This is a genomic window from Halorubrum rarum (assembly GCF_048380895.1).
In the GTDB taxonomy this organism is placed as follows: Archaea; Halobacteriota; Halobacteria; order Halobacteriales; family Haloferacaceae; genus Halorubrum.
The window spans coordinates 12803-32452 of the sequence record NZ_JBLWMN010000009.1 but is presented as its reverse complement, the minus strand read 5'-3'; the positions used below and the strand labels follow the sequence as shown (position 1 = coordinate 32452).

20 protein-coding genes are annotated in these 19650 nt (G+C 53.6%); 7 read left to right on the top strand and 13 right to left on the bottom strand.

The features are described 5' to 3' along the window. Positions 1–10 precede the first annotated feature (10 nt). Positions 11–505: a hypothetical protein gene (locus ACNSN7_RS08820; RefSeq protein ID WP_418281912.1), complete on the bottom strand. Its 495-nt coding sequence runs from the start codon at positions 503–505 to the stop codon at positions 11–13. Between the two features lie 836 nt (positions 506–1341). Between ACNSN7_RS08820 and ACNSN7_RS08815 the strand changes: the two genes are divergently transcribed. After that, positions 1342–1470, top strand: coding sequence for a hypothetical protein (locus ACNSN7_RS08815; RefSeq protein WP_418281911.1), 129 nt, complete (start codon positions 1342–1344; stop codon positions 1468–1470). On the opposite strand, the gene ACNSN7_RS08810 is transcribed toward ACNSN7_RS08815, so the two are convergent. Further along, on the bottom strand, positions 1467–1694 hold the full coding sequence (locus tag ACNSN7_RS08810; protein WP_418281910.1) for a DUF8139 family protein: 228 nt from the start codon (positions 1692–1694) through the stop codon (positions 1467–1469). The two genes, ACNSN7_RS08815 and ACNSN7_RS08810, sit on opposite strands and share 4 nt — an antisense overlap. Before the next feature lie 777 nt (positions 1695–2471). Here ACNSN7_RS08810 and ACNSN7_RS08805 point away from each other — a divergent pair. Both ACNSN7_RS08805 and ACNSN7_RS08800 read left to right on the top strand, forming a co-directional pair. After that, the gene (locus ACNSN7_RS08805; protein WP_418281909.1) at positions 2472–2999 is read left to right on the top strand and encodes a hypothetical protein; all 528 of its coding nucleotides are present in this window, start codon (positions 2472–2474) and stop codon (positions 2997–2999) included. Positions 3000–3065: 66 nt separating this feature from the next. After that, complete coding sequence (locus ACNSN7_RS08800) at positions 3066–3653, top strand: hypothetical protein (RefSeq protein ID WP_418281908.1); 588 nt, start codon at positions 3066–3068, stop codon at positions 3651–3653. 27 nt (positions 3654–3680) lie between these two features. On the opposite strand, the gene ACNSN7_RS08795 is transcribed toward ACNSN7_RS08800, so the two are convergent. From ACNSN7_RS08795 to ACNSN7_RS08775, 5 genes are all read right to left on the bottom strand, one after another. Then, complete coding sequence (locus ACNSN7_RS08795) at positions 3681–4409, bottom strand: helix-turn-helix domain-containing protein (protein WP_418281907.1); 729 nt, start codon at positions 4407–4409, stop codon at positions 3681–3683. Further along, positions 4402–4584 carry an AbrB/MazE/SpoVT family DNA-binding domain-containing protein gene (locus tag ACNSN7_RS08790; protein ID WP_418281906.1) on the bottom strand — a complete coding sequence of 61 codons (183 nt, stop codon included), beginning with the start codon at positions 4582–4584 and terminating at the stop codon, positions 4402–4404. Before ACNSN7_RS08790 ends, ACNSN7_RS08795 begins: the two co-directional genes overlap by 8 nt. 116 nt (positions 4585–4700) lie before the next feature. Then, positions 4701–4919, bottom strand: coding sequence for a hypothetical protein (locus ACNSN7_RS08785; RefSeq protein ID WP_418281905.1), 219 nt, complete (start codon positions 4917–4919; stop codon positions 4701–4703). Positions 4920–5526: 607 nt separating this feature from the next. Then, positions 5527–6009, bottom strand: a complete 483-nt coding sequence (locus ACNSN7_RS08780; protein ID WP_418281904.1) for a hypothetical protein — start codon at positions 6007–6009, stop codon at positions 5527–5529. A 66-nt stretch (positions 6010–6075) separates the two neighbouring features. Then, entirely contained in the window at positions 6076–6369 is a 294-nt protein-coding gene (locus ACNSN7_RS08775) for a hypothetical protein (protein ID WP_418281903.1), read from the bottom strand. Positions 6370–6847: 478 nt separating this feature from the next. Here ACNSN7_RS08775 and ACNSN7_RS08770 point away from each other — a divergent pair, with 478 nt between their 5' ends. Continuing rightward, a complete protein-coding gene (locus ACNSN7_RS08770) occupies positions 6848–7777 on the top strand; it encodes a hypothetical protein (protein WP_418281902.1) in 930 nt (309 codons plus the stop codon). 185 nt (positions 7778–7962) lie between these two features. Here ACNSN7_RS08770 and ACNSN7_RS08765 read toward each other — a convergent pair whose 3' ends face one another. Next, on the bottom strand, positions 7963–8484 hold the full coding sequence (locus ACNSN7_RS08765) for a hypothetical protein (protein WP_418281901.1): 522 nt from the start codon (positions 8482–8484) through the stop codon (positions 7963–7965). A 143-nt stretch (positions 8485–8627) separates the two neighbouring features. Further along, positions 8628–9062, bottom strand: coding sequence for a hypothetical protein (locus ACNSN7_RS08760; RefSeq protein ID WP_418281900.1), 435 nt, complete (start codon positions 9060–9062; stop codon positions 8628–8630). 115 nt (positions 9063–9177) lie between these two features. Between ACNSN7_RS08760 and ACNSN7_RS08755 the strand changes: the two genes are divergently transcribed. Beyond that, complete coding sequence (locus tag ACNSN7_RS08755; RefSeq protein WP_418281899.1) at positions 9178–9441, top strand: hypothetical protein; 264 nt, start codon at positions 9178–9180, stop codon at positions 9439–9441. 214 nt (positions 9442–9655) lie between these two features. Here the strand turns inward: ACNSN7_RS08755 and ACNSN7_RS08750 are convergent, their stop codons facing one another. Both ACNSN7_RS08750 and ACNSN7_RS08745 read right to left on the bottom strand, forming a co-directional pair. Continuing rightward, positions 9656–10468 (bottom strand): DNA adenine methylase, encoded by an 813-nt coding sequence (locus tag ACNSN7_RS08750; RefSeq protein ID WP_418281898.1) that lies wholly within the window; start codon positions 10466–10468, stop codon positions 9656–9658. Between the two features lie 274 nt (positions 10469–10742). Next, positions 10743–11444, bottom strand: a complete 702-nt coding sequence (locus tag ACNSN7_RS08745) for a hypothetical protein (RefSeq protein ID WP_418281897.1) — start codon at positions 11442–11444, stop codon at positions 10743–10745. Positions 11445–11789: 345 nt separating this feature from the next. Between ACNSN7_RS08745 and ACNSN7_RS08740 the strand changes: the two genes are divergently transcribed. After that, positions 11790–11981: a hypothetical protein gene (locus tag ACNSN7_RS08740; protein WP_418281896.1), complete on the top strand. Its 192-nt coding sequence runs from the start codon at positions 11790–11792 to the stop codon at positions 11979–11981. Between the two features lie 3 nt (positions 11982–11984). Further along, positions 11985–16208, top strand: a complete 4224-nt coding sequence (locus tag ACNSN7_RS08735; protein ID WP_418281895.1) for an Eco57I restriction-modification methylase domain-containing protein — start codon at positions 11985–11987, stop codon at positions 16206–16208. A 68-nt stretch (positions 16209–16276) separates the two neighbouring features. On the opposite strand, the gene ACNSN7_RS08730 is transcribed toward ACNSN7_RS08735, so the two are convergent. After that, positions 16277–17560 carry a hypothetical protein gene (locus tag ACNSN7_RS08730; RefSeq protein ID WP_418281894.1) on the bottom strand — a complete coding sequence of 428 codons (1284 nt, stop codon included), beginning with the start codon at positions 17558–17560 and terminating at the stop codon, positions 16277–16279. Then, positions 17560–19464: an Eco57I restriction-modification methylase domain-containing protein gene (locus ACNSN7_RS08725; RefSeq protein ID WP_418281893.1), complete on the bottom strand. Its 1905-nt coding sequence runs from the start codon at positions 19462–19464 to the stop codon at positions 17560–17562. The genes ACNSN7_RS08730 and ACNSN7_RS08725 overlap by 1 nt, the downstream gene beginning before the upstream one ends. Positions 19465–19650: the final 186 nt, after the last annotated feature.

Below are 19650 nucleotides of genomic sequence, written 5' to 3'. Positions count from 1 at the left end.
AGACGTAAATTCATTTTCTCCCCCGACCGACCAAGTATCCAACTGTACCACTCAACGCTGAGAAACCTCCGATGAGACCGAAAAGCATGGTCGGGGTGAGCGCCACACCTCGCGTCTGGACGGATTGGGTGGATTGCGGGTTAGTGGTCTGGGCCTGATTATCGGGCCGCGGTTCCGCTGTTTTCATCTCCTCGTTTTCTGTGTGTCTCTCGACCGTTTCGGTAGCTGAGTCTTGCGTTTCTCGCTGAGTTTGTTGCTCAGCAGAATAATCACCCCCAATGTTCTCCTCAGCCCACGTGTACCACTCGCGTTCGAACTCGTTATGCGTAACACCAAAGTGAGCTTCGACCGAGTCGTAGAATCTCTGGTCGTCGCGGAGAACCTGCCAGATAACGTCCTCTCCGTACGTGTCGATCATGTACATAGCTAAGAGGTGTCCGCCGTAGTACTGACTCTCAGACACGACGGAGAAATCCGCTTCTCCGGATCGGATCGATTCGTTCATCTGCTGAACTCCTCGGCCTGGGAATTGGTCTGATACAGTCGGTGTTCTATGAACGTAGTACTCGCTGAGCCCTTCCGGGTACCACCCAGGGTTCCGCTGCCAATAATTATAGTCGGCGTGATCTCTGGCGTCATCCCACAAAATGATGTTAGCAAATTCGTGCGCTAACCCGCCTTCGTACCAATTGGTTCCAACCCGTTCTGCGTCACTCGGGGCCTGCACGTGAATCCGGACTGGATCCGTGTTCTCCCAATAAAGAGTGTACTCGGATCTTTGCCACTGGTCTCCAGGGTAGACGCGTATGTGGATCGAATCGTCGAGCGTCGGCGCAACGTCACCTGGCATTTCAGCAAGTAGTTCCGCTCGTGCTGTCTCGGTCATACTGCCAATTCGCTCCGCATCGTCTTCGTACCCTGACTGATACTCAACGACAAAATGGTCGGTTTCGACCGTCTCCCAGTCGGTCTGCGCGGCCGTAACTGGGGGTATGGTAGTAGCGAGGCTGATAGTCAGTAACGACGTGATGAGGAGGATGCTGTACGGACTTCGTGATACACTTCGGCTTCGTGTCATAGCTTGCTCCGTATTCGGTGCTCTCCGAAAGGGAGCAAGCCGCAGGGCTGACCAGCCCGCTCACGTGGGGGAAGGGAGCGGAGCGTGTGACGTTGTCGTTAAGTCTTTGCGTCTCGCCGGTCAACCCAAACTTGCTCCCGTAGCGGGAGCCGCGTGAGAGGGAGTGATGCTTGCAGGCGTCCGCTCCCTCTCAATGCGCACTTACGTGCGCGAATCTGGGTTCTCGCCGTAGTTTAATGATAGTTCGGGTTTCAGATGTGAGTATGGGTAAGGAACCGTACCCGGACAAAATGCCGGATGAGGGGTGGCCGGACAACGATGAACCACTCCCAATCCGTGACGACCTCCCGGACGACGTCGGCGGGAAGATTGCGTACCCAGACGGTAGTTAGTCGAGCGGTGGTCGAAGGTCACGGGCTCTTAGATCCACTGTGCTGTCCTCGTCGTCGAGTTTGACACGGTACAGGTCGTCGTCAACGTCGCGGCCGGTCACGCTCGACGCGTCGTCCCGGATCACGTCAACGATCTCTCCGTGCTCACCGTGCAGCGAGTGGTCCGCGTCAGTTTCGTCTGGGATGTCGATGCGGACGCGCGACCCAATCCCGATCCGCCCCATGTTCGGTGTTGAGGGAAACGGGCGTGAAAGCAGTACTGACCCGTGGTAGTGGGGATTCGAAACGACGTTAGGGATCGGCCGGTTACAGCAACGTATACAATGCCGATGCACTTCATTCCCGGGCGGGGAATCAGGCGGTACGTCGCTAGCCTCAACCAGTCCCTGCGGTTGTTCGGACACCACAGACCGGGTGCTCAGCCCGAAGCGCCCGAGAAACAAATCGGGCACGGTCGCACTGAGGAGGAGCTGGATTCGGAACTCGCTACGCTCGAAAATGAAACCGGTGACGGAATGAGTGAGTGACAGTCCTCCGTCGACGCACCACACTGCGCCCGGCGCGGTACGGCACCTCCCCCGACGGATTCCCGCACATCTTCTAGGAGTCGTGTTTCGTTCCGTCTCATATTTCACTGATTGGTAATTCAAGACCTGGTTTAAGCGACCGCTGCGGGTGTTTCACCAGGCGTGAGCGGCCGGCACCCACACCAGGTCGATCGCGTTCAGTGCGAGGTAGAATGAGTGCGTCAACCACGTGGAAAGTTGCGCGAGGAACGCTTTGACCGGTGCGACACCGAGGTAGAATGTAGCGCCGAGCCATTCATCTAAACGGTGAAGGAATCGTTCCCCCGCGTCCGTTGTGGCTCGTCGAACGATTTTCTGGCGTGTGATTAGTTCGTCAGTTATGTTTCACTGGTTGGTAACACGACAACCGGTTTAAGAGACAGATGCGCGGATTTTCACCGATAATTACAACGTTGCTACGCAGAACAGTCGAGTATGCTGATTGATGCGCTCGTCCGGGCGTTCGGGGCTAACCTCCCGATATTCACCTTGCTGTTCGTCGGGATCGTGGTCGAGAAATACTACGTAAGCCGGGTTACGACATTTACGAACGTTCTCGCGTTGAACATGTCGTTTCTGAACTTAGAGACAGCCCCGAGATTCCTCGTTTGGTACGGTGATCTCGGATTGATTCTCGGGGTGTACGGGATGCTCGCGTATCTCGTCAATGCTGAGACCGGGAAGCTGTACCGCGTACCGGCGTTCACGATGTACGCGTCGCTCCCGGTCGCAGCCGTTATTCTTGCAGCACCCGGGGACTGGTGGGTCGCGTTGCTCGTCGCCGGGACAGCGAACCTCGTCGGGGGAGTAGTGCTTGAATCGGAGCTCGGAATTGACGTAGCTCATTGGGGACCGCGGCACGGTGAGGTGACGAGGTTCATCGAAACAGGTCGAATGACGTACTTGGACGGGGCTGTGCGACGGAAGGTGGATTTAGCGCTCGGAGAATTCGACCGGCGGTGAATCCGGAATACACGGGGTGCGATCTTTCAAGTCGCATGACGCACAACCGGAGAGTAAGTCATGGTTATGGGTCCGCAAGAAGCACTCGCGTCTCTTCGAATCGCCGGGTGGGTTGGTAACTGCCTCCCAACACGGGATGCCGTAAAGGACCGGATCGACGAGTACCGGAATCCGTTGCCCGACGGGATCACAGGGTGCATCGAACTCGACGACGTGCTGTGGCGATTTACTGCTGCGGTGAACATTGACGACCGGTCCGTGGAAGAGGTGACCGTTCGGGAGCGACCGACGTGCCCGGAGTGCCGCGCGGAGTTGACCAGGGAGAGGAGTGACCTGATAGGTAGCGATTCGATCGGTGGTATCGGAAGCCCGTACTCAAAGTCGTTCGATGCGAAGCGCCGGAATGCGCTAAGTAATCGCCCGTTCTGGGATTGCGTGTCGTGTGAGTTCACTGTTTCTCGGGACACTGGTGCCCGATCGGACGTGGAAACCGTTGCTCGACGGCATGTTGAGCGGATTGTTGAATCTCGTGACGAGTCGTATTCACTCCCGGCGCTTGTGGAATCGGTCGAAGAGGTTGACGCCCGGTCCGTGTGGGGAGCGTATGCTGACGTGGTTGAAGATTCGGACGTCTCGACTCAGTGTTTCCACTGACGGTGTTTTATAGACCGGGTGAGGAGTTCAGTCGGCAGAGACGGGTTTCGGTCCAGTGTGGACACCGGTACGATCGACGTACACGCGGTAAATCTGAGCGCGTCCGTAGATGTTTCGAACGGTTGACCGGGACATGCCGACGCGGTCAGCGATCTTGGACCAGGATTCACCGGCGTTGCGCATTACGAGCACCTGCAGGCACTTGTAGTAGTTCTCGCCGGGCTGCAGGTAGTCGCGCTTCGCGTCGAATTCTAATCCGGTCGGTGGTTCGTGGTTCCACTTCCCTTCACTCTCCCGGTCGCTCAGCGCCGCGAGAGCCTTCTCTAATTCCCACGCTTTGATGTGCTCCTCAACCTTTCGTCGGACGTCGTGGGTGAGCGTGCCGACCTCTGCGCCGTCCTCGAAGAACACGAATTCAGCGTCTCCGAGAGCGGCGACGCGTTTCCACTCGGCGAAGTAGTCGTCACGGGCGAGTCGAGCGTCGTCCAGTCCAACGATGAACGCGTACACGCCCTCTTCGACGCGCTGCAGTGCTTGGACGACGTCGGGGTTAGCGTCGATTCGCGTGTCGTCTCGGTCGCGTGAGTGAATGCTGTACCCGGTGTGCACGCCTAGGTCGAGTGAGTCCACGTGCTCCCAGTCGCCGGCGACGTCACGAGCGAGACGCGGGACGACCTTTCTTTGGAAGCGTAGGCTGGCGCTGTCGTCGTCCTCTCCCTGTGATTGCCTAATCACGAAAAGCACTCGCCTATTCATCGTGTATCACCTGGATTTCGAGCTTGTTCGATGCACCCCCCATTTTCCATTCGAGTTCAGCGCCGTCCATGTCGAATGTCTCTGCGAGTTGTTTCGGGATGGTGGTTCGGTACTGAGTTCGTTCGTGTCCATCCTCACCCGTGTAGGTGGTGGTTGTGACCTTCGTTTTCGGCATTTCTCATGTTGCACTACGTGTTGCGCATATATATGCGCTATTGAAATGGGGGCGGGGGGTATGTATGCTCCCCCGGGAGCCGACACACCCTCAACAACATCTATTCCGTAGAAACATCAATCGAAGAATCCTCCGACGAAATCATCAAGGAGTTCTTCATCAGTGAATACTGTAAAATCCACGTGCTCATTATCGGGTTCGCTGAGTACGGTGAAATTCATTTCATTCACTGCCCGTTCCCGAGAGCGCTCCATGCTCAGTACGTGATCTCTCATCGCCGCTGAGTATACGTAGTACCAAAACCATAGTCTCCATTCCCGCTCAATTTGGTTCATCGTCGTCCTTGACTCGCTACGGGAAGCAGGTAACGGCAGGCCGGGAAGTGCGGCGGAACATGCGTCAACGGGCGTAATTCGTTCACAAATTAGTTTCCCGGTTCGTGCAGCATCGGAGAATCCTAAACGGCTCAGATCACGAACGACTACGTACTAGACTCTAATACGTTACCGTTCGTGATCTCTGAAAGAGTACCACGGTGTCTTATTCAGGGACTCGTTCAACGCGGAATGTGACGAGTACGACTTCCCGGCAGTCAGGACAGCGAATTCGTTCGCCATAATTGAGCGAGTACGTCTGTTCGATTTGGTTGTTGCACGCCGGACATCGGATTCGAACCACTGGCGCTCCGTCGTGGTCAGTGTCAGCAATGATTTCGCGGAGCATACATGAATGAGGTCTACTGACTGGCTTGAACGCTTGCAATACTACTGAGAGCCGTTGCTCATTGAGGCAGACAGCGGGAGTATAGCGACACATGCCTTTCTAAAGGAAGTTGACGAGGACTATACATTGGACGGTCTTACCGCCAGTCTCAGTTCTACGGTTATGGGGTTGGTCATCGGTTCGGAGGTCACGATTCTCGGAATCAGGATTTAGACAGTCTTAGTCCATTTCGACGGGGAACACTATCCCGTCATCGGATGTTAGCGGGCGGTCAATGCCACCGCCCTTCACGTGCGCGACTTGGAGGATGTCTCGGAGCAGCTCTTTCGCGGCAGGCACCTCTCCGATAATAGTGCAGTACGACGCGCAACCGGGGTCCCGGGCTCTGCCAGAGAGAAGGTGTTCACCATCCACTGGGTTACAAATTGTTCGGAGCACGAGGTTTGTGGTATTCATGCTCGCCCATTCGTGGTACGGAGTATCGTGTTTATCAGTGCGGATACCACCGTATCGCAGGTCGTGGTTGTTGACGAGTGCGAGGAACGTATCGCGGTCCCCGAAATCGGTCAAATCAAGCTCAGCGGTTGCGTGCATATTGATCGTGTCAGGGTTCCGCAGGGAGTCAAACCGTGAAGAAGCCGCCAAGCCGAAATCAGAGCCGAAACATCTTGTTAGGAAGTTAGTTGTCGGCTTTCTCTTCACATTCGTCGCACAGTCCGCTTGTGGTCGGTTCCTCGCACTTCATGTTGGGTCTGGGTGGTTATTGTATTACTGTTCAACCAGAATCCGGCCGATACTGGCGGCGGCTTCTCCGTCGTATTCGTTCGGCCCGACATACAGGGTCGCGCCACCCTCCTGGTCAGCGACAAGGCAGTACTCCTCCTCCTCGATGTCGTTACGGAAGACGATTCGCTGGGCGTTTACGTGAACTTCGGCGACTCGGTATACAGCACCGATCGTGCGGCCGTAGAGCGAGAGTACGTCGCCGGTGGTGACGGTTGCGGTGAGTTCCGACAGTTCACTCGCGTCGAAGACTCGTTTTTGGTCGGCTGTTTCCGCCATTGCATACTCACCTTTGCCATTTATCTATTTAAAACTCAGGTCACTAAACAATGAATAGTTATGTCTAATCGCTATACGATTGTCCATGACCAACTCATCTATCTACGCAGGTCGGGGAGGGCCACGGGGAGAACATCCCGCGTCGACGGAGACCTACGGCAGCGATCAAAAGCCGGTCGCGGCGTGTGAGCGACAAGCCTCGGTGGCGCGAGAAACACTCACCCCTGGCCCCAAACCTGCTATGTAACTATTCTGATACCGTGTGGCTAAATGCCGTCCACACCCCCACACCATCTTCGTACGAAAACGGGCGTAACTAACGATTGTCAAAAACGAACTACGGGGCGAGAGAGTTTCTTATCGATTCTAAATCGATCTCCGTTGTCCTGATGAAATGCAGTTGCTGGAATCTGATAGGAAGGTTTCTAACTATGTTATTTACGCCGACAGAACGTAGTTGGTAACCAGAGAAACAGTCATGAAATCACACACCCCTGAAGTTCTGATCTACACCCGTGGGATTTCCTCGAACGACGTCAACGAGCACCTGGAAAACTGCCTGGCGTTCACCGAGAAAATCCTCGGGTATACGTGGATCGACGACCGGCACCGTCGTAAAGCCGTCACCGCGACGCACGACCCAGGCACGGACAGCACCGTCCTCGTCCACAGGCGGCGAAGCGACAATACAGGGATCCGGATCGAGCGTGACTGGTCACGACAGAAACAGCAAACCGGCCGTCGCCGCGCGCTTGACCTGCTTGACGAGTACGGGTCGCAACTCGACCTCGTCGTCCCGACCGTTGAATCGATCGGCAGGAACCGGAAGCACGTGGACGAACTCATGGAAATCCTCGGGAACGGGATCACCGTGCACATCGTCCGCAGCGGCGTCACGCTGCACGCCCCTACGAACGCCGCGCGCGAACTCCTCGAAATCCGAACCGGGCTGTACACTAACCATGAGCGGGTCGAACCATCCGCGCCTGACCCGGTGAACGAGGATGTCGAGTTAGAGTTCGCCGCTCCGGACGCGCCCGTCGAAGCGGACGTAGCCGCAGTCACGGCCCCCACCTCCGAATCAGCGGGTTCGCCCGTCGACGTGGACACCGCGAACGAACCCGCTGTCGAAATCACACCGGACACGGACACCTGCGACTTCGGTAGCGGAAAGTTCGAATTCCCCGTCCGGCGAAAGTACACGACTGGTCGCCCGCCGAAAGGCTTCGACGTAGTGGACGAGGGTGCCGCGATCGAGTCGAACGACCATTACCGGACGATCCACACTGTCGTGCAATCCTACAGGGACGGGGAGCTCAGTCAGTCAAAGGCGGCTGATAAGCTGGACTGTAGCCGAGCAACGATCGACAATCTCGCGGAGCGGACCGAGCTCTACCAGTTGGCGTGAACCGGTTTTGAAAACAGTGGTGTCCCGCTCAGTGAGCAGGATCATCTAACGTCAAGTCCCATTCTCGCATTGCCCCGCACGTGAGGCATTCCTTCACGGCGAATCCCGAGGGAGCGCCGGATTGTCGAATGTTGCGGGGTCGTCGTGCTCGCAGATCCGCGTCGACGCGCCGCGTCCGGCCACCATTAGGCTTCCCTCCTCTGGTCGTCCTGGATCACGCTGAGTACGCATGTCCGGCCGTCTGAGTGGTCGTAAAATACGACGTCGTTCTCGACACTCCTGTATGCGTCGTCACCGCATTCCGGACACTGAACGGTTGGGTCGTCGCTGTACTCGCCTTCTAATTCATCAACGGTGATCCGGCATTCACGACCACTCGGGTGCTTGTACATCACTTCGTCGTCCTCGACGATGAGAGCGGCTTTCGTGCCGCCGCACTCTGGACAGTCGTGTCGGTACGGTGTCGCGCACCTCATGCACCATCCGACAACCCACTGGTTGTGGTTGCAGCGGAACACGTCGTCTAGGTATATCTCATCGGTGACAGAGGGTTCACACGGTGGATCCGCTCGTATCATGACGGTACCTTCGTCTTCTTTCAAGGCGATGACGCGCCATGGTCGGAAGCCTTTCGGGTGGACAAACATAGCGCGTCGAAGCTCGGAGGCTTTATTTTCCACAGTGAGGTTTGCGGTTTGATCATACATTTCTCGTGGTCGGAGTTCGGGTTCTGTTTCTGCCATCTTTCTGTAGTTACTGTTTGCCAGTGCTGTACGCAGGGGGAGGGTCCCGAGTGAGTGCCGAATCCGGCTCATGGCCACCGTACCGGAGCCAGTGACGTCGCTTGTTACTAGACTATTTCCTTGATCGCTTCAAGCGTCTCCTCCTCGTCGATTTCGGCGACGAGATGTTGCACTTCTGTACGTAATGCGTCGATTTCGTCGTCACCACCTTCGAGAGATTCGATCACGTCCGCCTCGCTCATTTGTGTGACGACGAATTCTTCGCTCACGCTTTTGATCCGGTAGTATGCGTTCTTCTTGTTGTTGTGACTGCTACCTGAGACTTTGAGGATGTCGTCTGGGGTCAGCCCGGAGACATCGAAGTGCACTTTGCCGTCGATTCGCTTCTTATCGAGCCAGTCACCCTCGACACCATTTTTTTCGTGTGTACCAGTCACGTGCATCGCCCATGGTTTGCATGCTTTGGAGTTGGGGTGGAGGCTGATGTCTGCCCATTTCACGTATTTTCCTGCTGTGAGTTCGGTTTCCTTCGTTCGTGGCATGGTTCGTCTGTACCCAGACCTATGCCCCTGAACTGTTTAAAACTCAGATAGACTAACAATGTTCGACAACCAATTAGACTAGCTATTTTACTATTCTCAGCACAAACCATCGATCATGCCCGAGAAAGAGGGATTCCGCCCACGAACAATCGACGAGAAAATACTGCGTGTTATGCTCATCGGCCGTGACGCCGGTGATCCATGGGGACGAATGAGTCCTGGTATGATCGTGGACTCGCTCGACCGCGATGTTTCCGATGCGTACATCGTTAATCGGCTCAGTATGCTCAACGCGTCCGGGCACGTCATCAAGCGAGCAAAAGGCGTGTACGAAATCACAGACCAAGGGATCGGGGAGGTTGAGCCAGACGAGGAGTAATCGGTCGAATACGGCTGGACGTAGGCATCATAGCGAACACTCAATAGGAATGCTCATCCAGAGCATGACGACCTCTAACAAGCTTTATAAATCACGAAGTTGTCGGCCGGTGCTACGTTGGCCGTCGATAACTTTCCCCACTTGGATCAAATGGGCACTGTTGAATTGTCTAACCTGAATAATCGGTTTGTTACAGTTCATACGGCGTCGCCTGCTATTCAAAGTTGCAAACAATCTTCTCTCTGACCTTTCCCGAGGCACGTTTCATACGATGTCGGCTTTCACGCTCTTCTACAGGGTACTCTGAAAATTGCCAGGGAACCTCATTACATGACAGAATCCAGTCGTTCTCAACCTGTTGCAGACACTCTATGAGCGTATCACGCTTAAATTCGCTCCCGTAATGATTTTTCGAACCGACGTACGGGGGATCAACGTAAAAGAGGACGTCGACGGACGAGTCATCGTACGTCTGGAAGATCTCCTGGTAATCAAGGTTCTCGATGGTCACTTGGTCGAACCGCTCAGAGAGAGCGTGGATTCTCTTCTTTGCATTATCGAACGTTCGTGCCGGTGAGCGCCGCGCCCGGGTTTTGAAGCCGTTCGGGGAGGCTGACGCCCCAAGGTACTGCATATAGCGGAGGGAAAAGAAACGGCCTGCTCGTTCAATCGGATGTTCTGGTCGATACCCGTCGTAGAATTCGAACACCCACTCCTCATACTGGGACCGAGAATACGGAACAGACGAGAGCCATGTGGCGAGTTCATTAGGTCGATCTCGAACCACCCGGAAGAAGTGAGTGAGATCTCCGTTTACGTCGTTGTAGATCTCGTACTTGGACCGTGGCTTGCTTACCAGAACACCGGCAGACCCTCCGAACACCTCAATGTAGGTGTCGTGTTCGGGCATGTTGCTGATAATCCACTCTGCTAAGCGTCCCTTGCCACCAGGGTAGGGGATTGGACTGGCTGGCGTGACTGTTGGGGGAGTGTATCCTCCAGGGTCGATTTCCGGGGTGATCTCCATAGGGGAGTATTCACGAGGAGCACTTCCGGTACCTCCGGTACTTGTGAGTAAACCCAACTCCTCCATCGAGTTGAGCGTGTTTCGGACGGTTCGCGTCGACGGGGATTTACCTTCGATTGCGTCCCTGATGTCGGCCGCGGTGAATCGCCTTCGAAACTCCATCTCCTGCAATGTTACTGCCCAGATTTTGTCGCGCTGAGTAGGCACTAATTGGAAGTTATATTCCGACAAAATAGATTTTCTGAGTTCTCTCGCACAGTTCTTTACACTTCGCTCAGTAAGTGTGTATACGTCGGGTCTCGACGTCACCGTCGGGCGTTGCAACACGAGTGACATGGTCAATATCACACTCTTTCGAAGGAGCGTTGCAATGGGTTGTCACCGTGCTGATGACGACTTCCTTGCCGGTCTCGGCAGCCTCGCTGAGTGCGTCCTGTTCTCTTTCCTCGGTGGTTCGAGCATCATCGAGTAGATCCTCAAACGTCAGCACATCGCTTGGTTCGGCATCACTAGGGATACGATCAGTATTTACCAGGATAGAGAGTTTTCGTTCTCGATCAGACATCTCGCTGATGGATTTACTCGGGACGAGGCGCTGTTTCGTGATCTCTTGTCTCCCCCAACCCCCAGCGCTGCTGGTCTTAGTATACTCCTCAACTTCGTAGGTAAGGGGACTGTCGTCCTTACTATCTTCCCGAAGCTGTTCAATTTGGCATTTGTGCTCCTCAATAGGGATCAAGATGACCTCGCGGTTACCCTCTATGGAGTGGGTGCCACAATTCAAAACGTCCTTGCTTTTGTAAATGTCAACAACTGCCGACGTTCGATTGATGCTGATCTCGGGTGATTGGACATTGACGAATAGTTGGCCTGACTCAGCTGTGACGGTGACATTTGCGCCACCATCAGTCGTGAAAGAGACTTCGTCTTGCCCCCCGTCTGTGACTACGTTGGTGGTGAGTTCTTCGATCGCCATCTGTCTAGGCACCACACGAGCCGATTTTAGCTGGACTGATTTCGTGTTCTATACCATTGTCTTCGACTTTTGTCGTCAGGTTTGGTCTAATCATGTTACGTTGTGTAGTTTTACGCTTCTATGGGTGCGACGAACTTCGGCATAGTGAGGAATACCGGGATGAGAGAAACTCCGGCCAATAACGGGAGAGGCTTGCAAACCACCGCAGGCGTCCTGAATAAGTTAGTTTAGGGCTGCTTCACTTAAAAGGGTTAGCCGAGGTATCAAATCGATCGTCAGACCGGCCGAATGAACTAGTCTAAGTAAAGACTATGTTACTGGAACGAACTACCTCGGGTATCACGAATGACCCGGAAGCAAATTGGTCGCAATACCGGAAATTCAGGCCGGATCAACGTTTCCGGGTCTGAGCTACAACAACTTGGCGTAGAAATCGGCGACGCTGTTGACGTCGAAGTCGTCGACGCAAAGGAGATTGCCCACGCACTCATCGACAGCAAGGAAACCGAAGAATTCCTCATCGTCACCCCTGCCTAAGACATGCAATCGGCACTCACCTACCGGACGAACCGCGACCTGTTCTCCAACTACTACCTCGACGAGCACCTCCCCGAGACCGAAGAGTGGGACGAGGTCAGCGACGAGGAGCTCCAGGAGGCCTACGACGACATCATGGACCTCTGGGAGCGCGAGAAGAGTACTGCTCCCAAGCGAAACGAGTCCCAGCTCGAAGAGAAGTTCATCCGTCCGATGTTCCGGAAGCTGGGCATTCCCTTCGAGGTTGAGGAGAGCACGAGCCGCACCCAGCGCCGACCTGACTACGGATTCTTCGAGACCGAAGAAGCAGCCCGTGATGCCTTCCAGAGGCGTGATGAAGGCAACGACTTCTACAGGAACGCCGTCGCCGTCGCGGACGCGAAACGATGGGGTCGTCCGCTCGATACTCGCGGGAGCGGCGAGCACGAACGCGACTTCGAGAACCCGAGCTACCAGATCCACGTCTATCTACAGGAAGTCGATGACGCACAGTGGGGAGTCCTCACTGACGGCCAGAAGTGGCGGCTCTACTATGGCCCGACCAGCCACCGACTCGACTCCTACTACGAGGTTGATCTCCCGACAATCTTGGAGAAGGGTGATCTTGAGGACTTCAAGTACTTCTACCTCTTCTTCCGGCACGAAGCGTTCCTCGAAGACTCCGGCGGCGACAGCTTCCTCGACGACGTCTACGGCGAGTCGAACGTCTTCGCTCAAGAGTTGGGAGCCGATCTGCAGGACAACATCTACGAAGCGATCAAGGTCCTCTCGGAGGGGTTCATGCAGTATCCCGAGAACGACCTTGATGAAGCGGACCTCGGGCTCATTCACGACTCCTCGCTCATCTATCTGTACCGGCTCATCTTCGTCTTGTACGCCGAAGCAGAAGGCCGTGAGCTACTCGACACGAGCAACGAGATCTACGAACAATCCTACAGTCTGAACTCCCTCAAGCAAGAGGTCGCTGAAGAGATCGATAGCGGTGACCCGAAGTATCGTGACTGGCAGGATAACCTCCAATCCCGTCTGGACGAGCTGTTCGTGCTCATCGATCAGGGCAGCAAGTCCCGCGGTATCCCTGAGGAGGATCTCTACATCCCGGCGTACAACGGCGGGCTATTCCGAACTGACCCGGACGAAGACGACAGCGAGGAAGCGCGCTTCCTCGCCAATCACGACGTCGGCGATGCCTACCTCGCTCGCGTCATCGAACTCCTGACCCGGAGTCGGAACGGCAACGGCGGCGGGAAGATCTTTGTTGATTACTCCTCACTCGAAGTCCGGCATCTCGGGTCGATTTATGAGGGACTCTTAGAATACCAGATCAACGTGGCCCACGAGCCGCTAGCCATTGACGACGGCGAGTACGTGATCCCAGACGAGGGTGACGATGTCGTCGTACAGGAAGGCGAAGTTTACCTGACAACGGGGAGCGGTGAGCGGAAGGCCACCGGGTCGTACTACACGCCTGAGTACGTTGTCGAGTACATCGTCGAGAACACGCTCGAACCGCTCGTGTCGGACATTCGGAACGATCTGATGGCCCAGAGTGCTCGTGGTGACCGCGGCTTCGCTGCGGAGTTCGCAGAGCGTGTGTTTGACCTGAAGATCCTTGACCCTGCGATGGGGAGCGGTCACTTCCTCACGAGCGCCATCGACTACTTGGCCCGTGAGATAATCGATGCCCAGGAGAAGCAGGCCGCACAGCAGGGTATCGAGACTGTGGATGAAGAGCACGACATAAACTGGGCACGGCGAAAAGTTGCCCAGCGCTGTATTTACGGTGTAGATCTGAATCCGCTCGCTGTGGAGTTGGCGAAAGTGTCACTTTGGCTTCGGACGCTTGCGGCCGAGCAACCGCTCGCGTTCCTCGATCATCACTTAAAAACAGGAAATTCTCTGGTTGGTAGTGATATTGCGGACGTGCTTTCTAACGGTGAGTCCGATGCGCCAGACGGACAGCTCACCCTCCAACAGTCATTTGCCCGCACTCGTCAGAAGGCCCTTGAACACGTGATGGGGAGGTTTCAAGACTTGCTTTCCATCGACAACGAGACGTTGGAGGATGTCAAGGAGATGGAAGATGTCTATGATGAAGTCCGTGAGGATCAGTTGTACCAACGACTTATTGCTATGGCAAATGTCCACACTGGAGAGCAGTTTGACCTGCACGTCCCCGGCGACGCCTACGAGCGGATGGCAGAAGCGCTCCGCGATGACTCTTGGAATGAGATTGAGGAACAGGATTGGTTCCGAAACGCACAAGCGATGGCTGACGAGGAGGCCTTCTTCCACTGGGAGCTTGAGTACCCTGTCGCATTCTACGGGGAAAACGGTGAACGAAGGAATAATGCAGGGTTTGACGCTGTAATAGGGAATCCACCATACGTGAAGATACAAAATTTACATGGTACTGCGCCTCGGTTAGCAGATCATCTAAATCGTCATTATACTACTTCTACGGGCCGATTCGACATCTACGCGTGCTTCGTTGAACGTGGTAGTCAACTCGCCTCTGGCCAGCGATTAACCTACATTCTCCCCAACAAATTCTTTGAGTCGAGTGCCGGTGAGGGGCTTCGCACGTATCTTTCGGAGAAAGATGCCGTAAAAGAGATCTTGGACTTCGGTCATCAGCAGGTCTTTGATGGAGCGACAACATACACCTGTATTTTATCGCTTGGTGCCTCGGACACCTTTGAGTACGGCCAAATCCTCCAATCGAGTAATCCTCATCCAGATTTATCTAATGTGTCTTTTACGGAGATAGATCTTGAAGAGTTAGGAGAGGACCCCTGGATCCTCACAGGTCCTGAAGAACGTGCCCTACTCCACACCATAGAGGAGGGTGGCATACAACTTGGGAACCGGAGTAAATACATATCAGAAGGAATCGTTTCGGGGGATAACAAGATTCTTTTCGTAGAACTTCTGGACGTTGGTGAAGAATTGACTAAAGTAAGGACTCAGGTAGACGACAAAGAACGTGAACTTGAGTCTGAACTCGTGCATCCGTTGGCGATGGGTGATGAAATAAATCGTTATACAACACCTTCCGTCGGGATGGGTGTGATCTATCCATATCGAGAGACGGAACAGGGAACAGACCTGATCCCAGAAAACATCCTAAAATCGGAATATCCCCGAACTTACTCTTATCTGGATGCCCACCAAGAGCGTCTCACAGATCGGGGAAGTGAGTCGATGGATTATCCCGCGTGGTATGCTCTCTGGTGCCCCCGACAGAAGCCCCTGTTTGAGGCAGAGAAACTTCTAACGCCAGACATTTGCCAATATCCAAAATTCACCACGGACTCAAACGGAGATCACTACTTCGCCAATACAGCCTATGGGTTGGTTCCAGAAAATAATACGGTTGCAGAGCGTCACTTCCTGTTATCGGTCCTGAATAGTAGCCTCACTTGGTTCTATATCTACTATACAAGCCCAATTCTTCGTGGTGATTTCCGGAGATTTATGACTTCATACTTGGAGCGGGTTCCAATAGTTGCCGAGAGACCTTCGGAATTAAAATCGGAAGTAGATGATATTGATCGATTAGTTGACGAAAATCCAGCGAATGCATTAGCTTATCTTGGTTCTGAAATGATAGAGATGACTGACCGTCGCGCATCACTTAACCTCTCCCTCCGCGATTATCTCGGAAACTATAACAAGGGGCCAAAGCTTCCAGATGTGGGGCTCTTCCAGCCAACGTCGTCGAATATCCTTGATGCCACGGCAGAGGACTATGAGAAATTACGTGTCGGTGAGGTGAAAACTGAACGTGACGCGCACCACGTTACAGTATACGCGACAGCACGGTACAAACCCGAGGACGAGGGCGAGTTCGAGACAGATCAGTGGGGATACACAGAGACCGAGTACTCCGAAGCATTCACCATTGCTGATCTCTCAGAAGAGGAAGCAACACTCGTTGAGGAATTCGTGCCTGTCGCAGTCGAAGAAGCCGATGGTTTCGCGGACTTCCGTGATACTGCCACAAAAACGAACTCGCCTATTGACCGAATAAAGGCGATCACACTCCCTAACCCCGACAACATAGAGGACGACCTTCGGCGCTACATCCAGACGAAGGAGCGCGCTGCCGAACTTGATGAGAGGATTAAGAAGACGGACACACTCATCGATAACATCGTCTACGACCTCTACGACCTGACTGACAAGGAGATAGAACTTGTTGAATCGATCGTACAGGATGACTAACTTTAGCGTCGAAATTATATTTCCGTAATTCTTTCATTTAGCTGTATTCGAAGGGGAACTGGGTTGGTTCAGAGATAGTCGTTGACGATTTTCTGCCGGAATGTGTCAAAGCCAGTCTCGTATAGGACTGACCGAACAGTGTCCGGATCAGAAGAAAATACGGGCAAATCAAGGACATCATCTACTGTATCACCACGAGCGGCAGCAAGCCAACCTGCTATACCGGCACTCGCCGCTTTATCCGCTTCATCCGAAAACCCGACTTCCACTTCACCTTCGGAGGTCTTGAAGCAGACAACCTCATCATCCCCCGACGGTTTGATACCTTCTATTTCATACTCTAATGCATCACCGCTGGGAATAGCGGAATAGTAGTCACGGATTTGATTCCCGGTCGGATCACTAACGTACCCACGGAGTGCGGTCATCAATGATTCGTGAACCGAATCCATTTGATTGGCCAGTATGGTCACATCACCTGCGTCGTCGTCTACAATGTCTTCGATTTTTGACCTATGTTGGTGGAGCAGGGCACGATAATGCTTCACCCCTGGTCGGGCCGTACCCCCTTTTGACCAAGGGACAATTTTGTGGACTTGGTTCTGTACTTGTTCTGACCCAAGAACGGCGGCTGCTGCAACGGCTTTGGAGCCGCTTTCAAACAAGATGAAGTTGAAGTTATTCGATACGATGGTATTGTGTGGCGCAAGCACAAGCGGGCGCGTGTCGTTTGTCCCGGCAGGAAGAATAACTCGCCACGAGTCCATGAGTTCTTGACATCGGGCGCACCAGACCTCCCACCAGTAGTTATTGATGCGGCCTTCAACCACACGGGGATCTTCAGGATGGGTGAACCCAGGACTAACGCTCGCGTCCTCCCGCATGTCTGTTATAGGGTCTTTCTCCGGAATTTCGATGTCATTGAGACCTTTGACGGTATCTTTGTCAAGGCGGCCCCATTCCGTGAAGTCGCTTCCACCGCTGGTACCGCTGGTGTCAAACAGCCATCGAATTCCGATATTCGAGTCGCCGGTAAAACACGGAAGACCAACATCTCTTGGCGAGGGGTTGGTCCCTTTCAGTTGCTTGGCCCCTTTCAAATAGGGGAGAACACCTGGTGGAGATTCTGTTATTTTGGTGGCTGAATCTATTAGGTCGTCAAACTTGACAGAAAACGGTCCACGGGGGTACGTTACTTCTCCCTGAATCGTATGGATGGTGTCACCAGCAACATCGAATGCAGACCGACCAGACGTGTACTGTTCGTACGCGAACTCTGAGTCATCGAAATCTGAACTTTTCAGGCGACTGACGACATTTTTCAGATCGTCGAAAATTATGCCTTTACTCATTATTTCACCCCTAGAACGATAGCTGGATAGCTGACTGATTCACGGAACTCGGCGTCGCTGGACTGGCTAACGTCAAGTACGCGAACCTCATCATAGTCATTCAACATTTCTACAACTTCACCCCCCCACTCGCTGGCTTGGAAGCGAGCGTCAAGGACAAAGGCCATCACACCGCCTTCCTTTAAGAGGCGATCCCCAGCAATCACAAACGGAGTTAAGAGATTGTCGTCACGGGTATCGAAGTGATCACGCCAGACTTCCGGTACAAGATGGTCAATACGGTCATTTGCATCTTCACGAGAATGCCCGACATCACGTAGGTGACGGACAATTTCGCCCCGTCGTCCCCATGGTGGATTTCCGATGACCAGATCGAAGGATCCCTTCGTAATTTCCTTATCAGCCCGCTCCATGTCGTAGCGCACCTCGTCAATCGGAGCTCCAATGTCGCTATGTTTGTTGAACTGGTCAAGAACGCTCTGCCCTTGACTCGTTTGAATGTGGTCAAGAGTATTACTCCAGTAGACACTTGGAGATGGCGGACTGGACAAGTGGGGACTAAGACTGCCGTAAATCTGGGCGCGAGCCATTAAAACGGCTAACGGGTCAATGTCGATTCCATGGAGTTTCTTAATGAGGGTATTAGCAGTATCTGACGGAGCCCGATTTGTTTCCTTTATTGCTTTCTTAATGTAAGAGATGAAGAAAGTACCAGAGCCACAAGTGGGATCAATAACCTTGAAGTCAGGTTTATCGTAGAGGTCACGACGAGTGTAGTCGGTAATGCCCAGATCACCGACGAGTGTGTCAACGGCATCGACTGTCGTATCCGTAAGTTGAGGTGGCGTAAAGTAGGAGCCAAGAACTGCGGTTTCACCTTTTTTCCGCAGCTTTTGGTACGTCATCCCCATCAAGTCCTGCTGGAACTCAACTTCATACCAATAGAGTTGGTTCAGCACATTCGCCAGCCGACCGTTGAGTTCGAGATGAGCATCCTTCGTGTTTCGACGAACTTCGCTGATATGGTGAGTGGGTACCCACCAGTCGAATACGTCAATATCAGCTTTCATCACCTGCGGGAAGTTCATCGCTCCGAGGTCATAGGCGGATGAAAACGCTAGTATATACCCGAAGGGAGATTTGGAGAACTGGCGCATAACTTCAGGATTAAGAACGATCCCGAACTCGTTGTTCTGATCCTCCATCGCCCGAAGAAGCATGACCTTGCTCACCAAAGAAGCGGCCGTCTTCTGGACGAACTCCTCTTCACTTAGTCCACTGGGGATGATTTCCAACAGAAGATCGTACTCCTCTGGTTCGATAATGTCGAATAGGTCTTGCAGGGGTGGAGTGAGTTGTTCGATGGACGCTTGGAGCGTATCTGCGAACTCCCACGGGTCCTCAATTTTTAGCAGTTCGTCCGGAAGACCGCCGACGAGTGGGACTAACTTTTCCAGTTCTTCGAAGTCAGAATCTATTGCCTCCGCAAAGACTATTTCGCTCTCAGGGTCATCGTGCAGTGAATCCCCTTGACGACGGTAGACAACAAATCGTGAAGCGTCAACAAGGAAGCCGAAATTGCAAATCTTCTTCTGAGTTACGTACCGTTCCAACTGCCCAATCGCAGTCTCACCTGACTTTCCGCCGGACTTTTCTTCCAACTCCTCGGTGCTTTCGCTCTCGCCCTTCTTGTACTCGATTACGAAGGCAGGTATCTCGATATCTCGGTTACCGAGATTCGTTACGGGGACTGAGTCAATGCTGCCTCCACTGCCAGAATCAACCTCCGTCGTTAGGGTCCACCCGAGCAACTCTTCGAGATACGGATTTACTCGCGTTCGAACGTCGTTATGAGACGACGAGTTGTCCAGTCTGTCCCGAATAGCGTCTAATGTGGCCGGCATAATTTACCGTTCGTTGTACCTCGTACTCAAGCTGTTAAAGAGGAGATGATAATAATATTTCCCTCATCTCGTTATGCCCTCAACTTGGTAGGGTAAGATGACTAAGCTCCCGCAAATAATTTGTAAACACTGTTTGTGAGGCACCACAATACAAATTACGGATTTTAGGGTTGTGTGATGATGACT

What these genes read in the sequence shown, in the direction of transcription:
- ACNSN7_RS08745 (WP_418281897.1), bottom strand. Translation starts at nt 11,444, where the DNA reads ATGGCGATCGAAGAACTCACCACCAACGTAGTCACAGACGGGGGGCAA.
- ACNSN7_RS08790 (WP_418281906.1), bottom strand. Translation starts at nt 4,584, where the DNA reads ATGCCGAAAACGAAGGTCACAACCACCACCTACACGGGTGAGGATGGA.
- ACNSN7_RS08800 (WP_418281908.1), top strand. Translation starts at nt 3,066, where the DNA reads ATGGGTCCGCAAGAAGCACTCGCGTCTCTTCGAATCGCCGGGTGGGTT.
- ACNSN7_RS08785 (WP_418281905.1), bottom strand. Translation starts at nt 4,919, where the DNA reads ATGAACCAAATTGAGCGGGAATGGAGACTATGGTTTTGGTACTACGTA.
- ACNSN7_RS08770 (WP_418281902.1), top strand. Translation starts at nt 6,848, where the DNA reads ATGAAATCACACACCCCTGAAGTTCTGATCTACACCCGTGGGATTTCC.
- ACNSN7_RS08765 (WP_418281901.1), bottom strand. Translation starts at nt 8,484, where the DNA reads ATGTATGATCAAACCGCAAACCTCACTGTGGAAAATAAAGCCTCCGAG.
- ACNSN7_RS08775 (WP_418281903.1), bottom strand. Translation starts at nt 6,369, where the DNA reads ATGGCGGAAACAGCCGACCAAAAACGAGTCTTCGACGCGAGTGAACTG.
- ACNSN7_RS08725 (WP_418281893.1), bottom strand. Translation starts at nt 19,464, where the DNA reads ATGCCGGCCACATTAGACGCTATTCGGGACAGACTGGACAACTCGTCG.
- ACNSN7_RS08760 (WP_418281900.1), bottom strand. Translation starts at nt 9,062, where the DNA reads ATGCCACGAACGAAGGAAACCGAACTCACAGCAGGAAAATACGTGAAA.
- ACNSN7_RS08750 (WP_418281898.1), bottom strand. Translation starts at nt 10,468, where the DNA reads ATGGAGATCACCCCGGAAATCGACCCTGGAGGATACACTCCCCCAACA.
- ACNSN7_RS08755 (WP_418281899.1), top strand. Translation starts at nt 9,178, where the DNA reads ATGCCCGAGAAAGAGGGATTCCGCCCACGAACAATCGACGAGAAAATA.
- ACNSN7_RS08815 (WP_418281911.1), top strand. Translation starts at nt 1,342, where the DNA reads ATGGGTAAGGAACCGTACCCGGACAAAATGCCGGATGAGGGGTGGCCG.
- ACNSN7_RS08735 (WP_418281895.1), top strand. Translation starts at nt 11,985, where the DNA reads ATGCAATCGGCACTCACCTACCGGACGAACCGCGACCTGTTCTCCAAC.
- ACNSN7_RS08730 (WP_418281894.1), bottom strand. Translation starts at nt 17,560, where the DNA reads ATGAGTAAAGGCATAATTTTCGACGATCTGAAAAATGTCGTCAGTCGC.
- ACNSN7_RS08810 (WP_418281910.1), bottom strand. Translation starts at nt 1,694, where the DNA reads ATGGGGCGGATCGGGATTGGGTCGCGCGTCCGCATCGACATCCCAGAC.
- ACNSN7_RS08740 (WP_418281896.1), top strand. Translation starts at nt 11,790, where the DNA reads ATGACCCGGAAGCAAATTGGTCGCAATACCGGAAATTCAGGCCGGATC.
- ACNSN7_RS08805 (WP_418281909.1), top strand. Translation starts at nt 2,472, where the DNA reads ATGCTGATTGATGCGCTCGTCCGGGCGTTCGGGGCTAACCTCCCGATA.
- ACNSN7_RS08820 (WP_418281912.1), bottom strand. Translation starts at nt 505, where the DNA reads ATGAACGAATCGATCCGATCCGGAGAAGCGGATTTCTCCGTCGTGTCT.
- ACNSN7_RS08795 (WP_418281907.1), bottom strand. Translation starts at nt 4,409, where the DNA reads ATGAATAGGCGAGTGCTTTTCGTGATTAGGCAATCACAGGGAGAGGAC.